The 4391-nt window shown below is 72.1% G+C and carries 5 protein-coding genes; 4 read left to right on the top strand and 1 reads right to left on the bottom strand.

Annotation, left to right across the window (positions count from 1 at the left end; translation table 11 throughout):
• The 4 genes from RIF68_RS28505 to RIF68_RS28490 all read left to right on the top strand — a co-directional run.
• Positions 1-696: ABC transporter ATP-binding protein (locus tag RIF68_RS28505; RefSeq protein WP_309054171.1), on the top strand; the 696-nt coding region annotated here is incomplete at its 5' end.
• Complete coding sequence (locus RIF68_RS28500) at positions 693-1601, top strand: ABC transporter permease subunit (protein WP_309054170.1); 909 nt, start codon at positions 693-695, stop codon at positions 1599-1601. The genes RIF68_RS28505 and RIF68_RS28500, both read left to right, overlap by 4 nt.
• Positions 1602-1650: 49 nt before the next feature.
• Complete coding sequence (locus RIF68_RS28495; protein ID WP_309054169.1) at positions 1651-2562, top strand: ABC transporter ATP-binding protein; 912 nt, start codon at positions 1651-1653, stop codon at positions 2560-2562.
• 14 nt (positions 2563-2576) lie between these two features.
• Positions 2577-3296 (top strand): ABC transporter permease subunit, encoded by a 720-nt coding sequence (locus tag RIF68_RS28490; RefSeq protein WP_309054168.1) that lies wholly within the window; start codon positions 2577-2579, stop codon positions 3294-3296.
• A gap of 144 nt (positions 3297-3440) precedes the next feature.
• Here the strand turns inward: RIF68_RS28490 and RIF68_RS28485 are convergent.
• Positions 3441-4391: MFS transporter (locus tag RIF68_RS28485; RefSeq protein WP_309054167.1), on the bottom strand; the 951-nt coding region annotated here is incomplete at its 5' end.

Raw genomic sequence — 4391 nt, 5'->3', positions numbered from 1 at the left:
ACCGAGTTCGTCGTCCACATGGCGCGCATGTCGGGCCTGCCGCCGACCGCCGCCCGCGAGCGGACCGCCGACACCCTGCGCCATGTCGGTCTCTACGAGGAGCGCTACCGCCCCATCGGCGGCTACTCGACCGGCATGAAGCAGCGCGTGAAGCTCGCCCAGGCGCTTGTCCACGATCCGCGCCTGGTCCTCCTCGACGAGCCGACCAACGGTCTCGACCCGGTCGGCCGCGACGAGATGCTCGGACTGATCCGCCGCGTGTGGACCGACTTCGGCATCTCCGTCCTCGTCACCTCCCACCTCCTCGGCGAACTGGAACGCACCTGCGACCACGTCGTCGTCATCGACGGCGGCCGGCTGCTCCGCTCCAGCTCCACCAGCGACTTCACCCGCACCACCACCACGCTGGCGGTCGAGGTCACCGACTCCGACGCCCACCCCGACGGCACGGCCGCCCTGCGCGCCGCCCTCGCCGGGGCCGGCGTCACCCTCCACCCGGGCACCGAGGAGGGCCTGCCCGGGGCCGGGCACGTCCTGCTCCTGGAGGCGGCCGGCGAGGAGACGTACGACATCGTGCGGGACACCGTGGCCGGTCTCGGCCTCGGCCTGGTCCGCATGGAGCAGCGCCGCCACCACATCGCCGAGGTCTTCCGCCCCGAAGGGCCCCCGCAGCACGAGGAGGTGCCGGCCCGATGAGCACCCACAACCCCCAGGCCGCTCCCGCGACCGACACGACCCGCATCCACAACATCGGGTACCGGTCCTACGACGGTCCGCGCCTCGGCCGCGCGTACGCCCGCCGCTCCCTCTTCTCGCAGTCGCTGCGCGGCGCCTACGGCCTCGGCCGCAGCGCGAAGTCGAAGGTGCTGCCGATGCTGCTCTACGCGGTCATGTGCGTCCCGGCGCTGATCCTCGTCGCGGTCGCGGTGGTCGGGAAGCAGTCCAAGCTGTCGATCGAGTACACCGAGTACGCGATCTACCTCCAGATGGTCATCGGCATCTACCTGGCCTCCCAGGCGCCCCAGTCCGTCTCCCGGGACCTGCGGTTCCGGACGGTGCCGCTGTACTTCTCGCGGCCGATCGAGCGCGTCGACTACGTCCTCGCCAAGTACGGCGCGATGGCCTCGGCGCTGTTCATCCTCACGGCCTCGCCGCTGCTGATCCTGTGGATCGGCGCCCTGCTGGCGAAGATGGACTTCTGGGACCAGACGGCGATGTTCGGCCAGGGGCTCGTCTCGGTGGCCCTGCTGTCCCTGCTGTTCGGCGGCATCGGACTGGTCATGGCGGCGCTCACGCCGCGCCGCGGCTTCGGCGTCGCCGCCGTGATCGCCGTCCTGGTCATCTCGTACGGGGCGGTCTCCACCCTCATGGGCATCGCCTACGCCACCGAGAACACCGACGTCATCCCGTGGCTCGGCCTCTTCTCGCCGATCACCCTCGTCGACGGGGTGCAGACCGCGTTCCTCGGGGCGCCCAGCGCCTTCCCGGACGGCGCGGGCCCGGGCTCCGGTGCCGGCGTGGTCTATCTCCTGGTCGTCCTCGCGCTGATCGCCGGTTCGTACGGCGTCCTGATGCGCCGCTACCGAAAGGTCGGGCTGTGATCACCCTCCCCTCGCCCACCACCACCCTTCCGAAGAATGGGCCGCGCCCATGAGCGTTCTTTCCATCGACCACGTCTCCCGCTGGTTCGGCAACGTCGTGGCCGTCAACGACGTCACGATGTCCGTCGGTCCGGGCGTCACCGGTCTCCTCGGCCCCAACGGCGCCGGGAAGTCGACGCTCATCAACATGATGGGCGGCTTCCTCGACCCGTCGACGGGCGGTGTGACCCTCGACGGGGAGACGATCTGGCGCAACGAGTCGGTCTACCGGAAGATCGGCGTCGTCCCCGAGCGGGAGGCGATGTACGACTTTCTGACCGGACGCGAGTTCGTCCTCGCCAACGCCGAACTCCAGGGCCTCGGCGGCGCGGAGGCCCAGCGGGCCCTGGCCACGGTGGAGATGGAGTACGCCCAGGACCGCAAGATCGCCACGTACAGCAAGGGCATGCGGCAGCGCGTGAAGATGGCCTCGGCGCTCGTCCACGAGCCGTCCGTGCTGCTCCTCGACGAGCCCTTCAACGGCATGGACCCGCGCCAGCGCATGCAGCTGATGGACCTGTTGCGGCGGATGGGCGCGGAGGGCCGCACGGTCCTGTTCTCCTCGCACATCCTGGAGGAGGTCGAACAGCTCGCCTCCCACATCGAGGTGATCGTGGCCGGCCGGCACGCCGCCTCCGGCGACTTCCGCCGGATCCGCCGCCTGATGACCGACCGGCCGCACCGCTACCTGGTGCGGTCCAGCGACGACCGGGCGCTGGCCGCCGCGTTGATCGCCGATCCGTCCACGGCCGGGATCGAGGTCGACCACGGGGAGGGCGGACTGCGCGTCCAGGCCGTCGACTTCGGCCGGTTCACGGAACTGCTGCCGAGGGTCGCGCGTGAGCGCGGCATCCGGCTGCTCACGGTCTCGCCCTCGGACGAGTCCCTCGAATCGGTCTTCTCGTACCTCGTCGCGGCCTGAAAGGAGCCTGACCGATGTACAACCCCACAGTCGCGAGGCTCACCTACCGGGCCCTCCTGGGCCGCCGCCGGGCCGCGCTCCTCTTCCTCCTGCCCGGCATGCTCCTGGTCATCGCCGCGACGATCCGCCTCCTGAACGGCGCGGACGACCAGGTCGCCGCCGATGTCCTCGGCGGGTTCGCCCTGGCCACGATGGTGCCGCTGATCGGTGTGATCGCGGGAACGGGCGCGATCGGGCCGGAGATCGACGACGGCTCGATCGTCTACCTGCTGTCCAAGCCGGTGAAGCGGCCCACGATCATCCTGACCAAGCTGACCGTGGCCGTCGCGGTCACCATGGTCTTCTCGGCGGTGCCGACGCTGCTCGCCGGGTTCATCCTCAACGGCAACGGCCAGCAGGTCGCCGTCGCCTACACGGTGGCCGCGCTGGTCGCCTCCATCGCCTACAGCGCCCTGTTCCTGCTGCTCGGCACGGTCAGCCGGCACGCCGTGGTGATCGGTCTCGTCTACGCGCTGGTCTGGGAGGCCCTGTTCGGCTCCCTGATCGCGGGTGCCCGGACCCTGAGCGTCCAGCAGTGGGCGCTCGCCCTCGCGGAGAAGGTCACCGGGGAAGGCCTCATCAGTTCGGAGGTGGGCCTGACCACGGCGGTCGTCCTGCTGGCCGCGGTCACGGTCGCGGCCACCTGGTTCGCCGGCCACAAGCTGCGCACGCTGACCCTGGCGGGCGAGGAGTAGAGCGCCCCCGCGCGGACAGGGCGGCGACGGCGGTACGGCTCCGAGGGGCGTCGCCCGGATTCCGGGAGGCCCGCCCCGGAGCCGTACCGCCTCCGCCTTCCTCGCCCGGCCCGGTCGAGCCCGGGAGGCGGGCCGGCGGGGCGGTCACACGTGCCGGTCGCGTCCGGCCGGCAGGCCGACGGCGAGCGCTGTCGCGCAGACGCCCAGGACGAGCGAGAGCGGGAGCGTCCAGGAGCCGGTGGCCTGGTGGAGGGCGCCGGCGACCAGCGGGCCGGCGGCGGCGAGGAGATAGCCGACGGTCTGGGCCATGCCCGAGAGGCGGGCGGCCGTGACGGCGTCCCCGGAGCGCAGCACGATCAGGGTGAGGGCGAGGCCCACCGCCCCGCCCTGCCCGACACCGAGCAGCCCTGACCACAGCCAGGCGCCCTGGACGGGGGCGACCAGGAGACCGGCGTAGCCGGCCGCCACCAGGGTGGTGACGAGGACGACCAGGGCCCGCTGGTCGCGGGTCCGGCCCGCGAGGAGCGGGACGACGAAGGCGCCCGCGACCTGGGTCAGGTTGTTGAAGGCGAAGATCACACCGGCGGTGGAGCGGCTCATGCCGTGGTCGGTGAAGATCGTCGGCATCCAGGCCACCAGGACGTACGTCCACAGCGACTGGAGCCCCATGAAGAGGGTCACCTGCCAGGCGAGGGCGGAGCGCCGGAGGCCCGCCGGACGGCCCGAGGCGGCCGGGACGGCCCGCCCCGGCGTCCCCTGACCCGTGCGGCCCCGGGCGATCGCCACCTGCGGCAGCCAGGCCAGTGCGGCGACGGCCGCGAGCAGCGACCAGAAGCCGAGCGAACCGCGCCAGCCACCACCGAGCGCCTCCTCCAGAGGGACGGCCGCGGCGGCCGCCACCGTGGCGCCGGCGATCATCGCGCCGGTGTAGACGGAGGTCATGGACGCGGCCCGGCCGGGGAAGTCCCGCTTGATCAGGCCCGGCATCAGCACGTTGAGCAGGGCGATGGCGGTGCCGACGAGGACGCCGCCGGCGTAGAGGGCGTACACGGACGGCAGCACGCGCGCGAGGATGCCGGTTCCGAGCAGCAGCAG

The sequence above is a fragment of the Streptomyces sp. genome, assembly GCF_031178505.1.
In the GTDB taxonomy this organism is placed as follows: domain Bacteria; phylum Actinomycetota; class Actinomycetes; order Streptomycetales; family Streptomycetaceae; genus Streptomyces; species Streptomyces gulbargensis.
The sequence above is the reverse complement of the archived record's forward strand: the minus strand, read 5'-3'. Positions and strand labels throughout refer to the sequence as shown.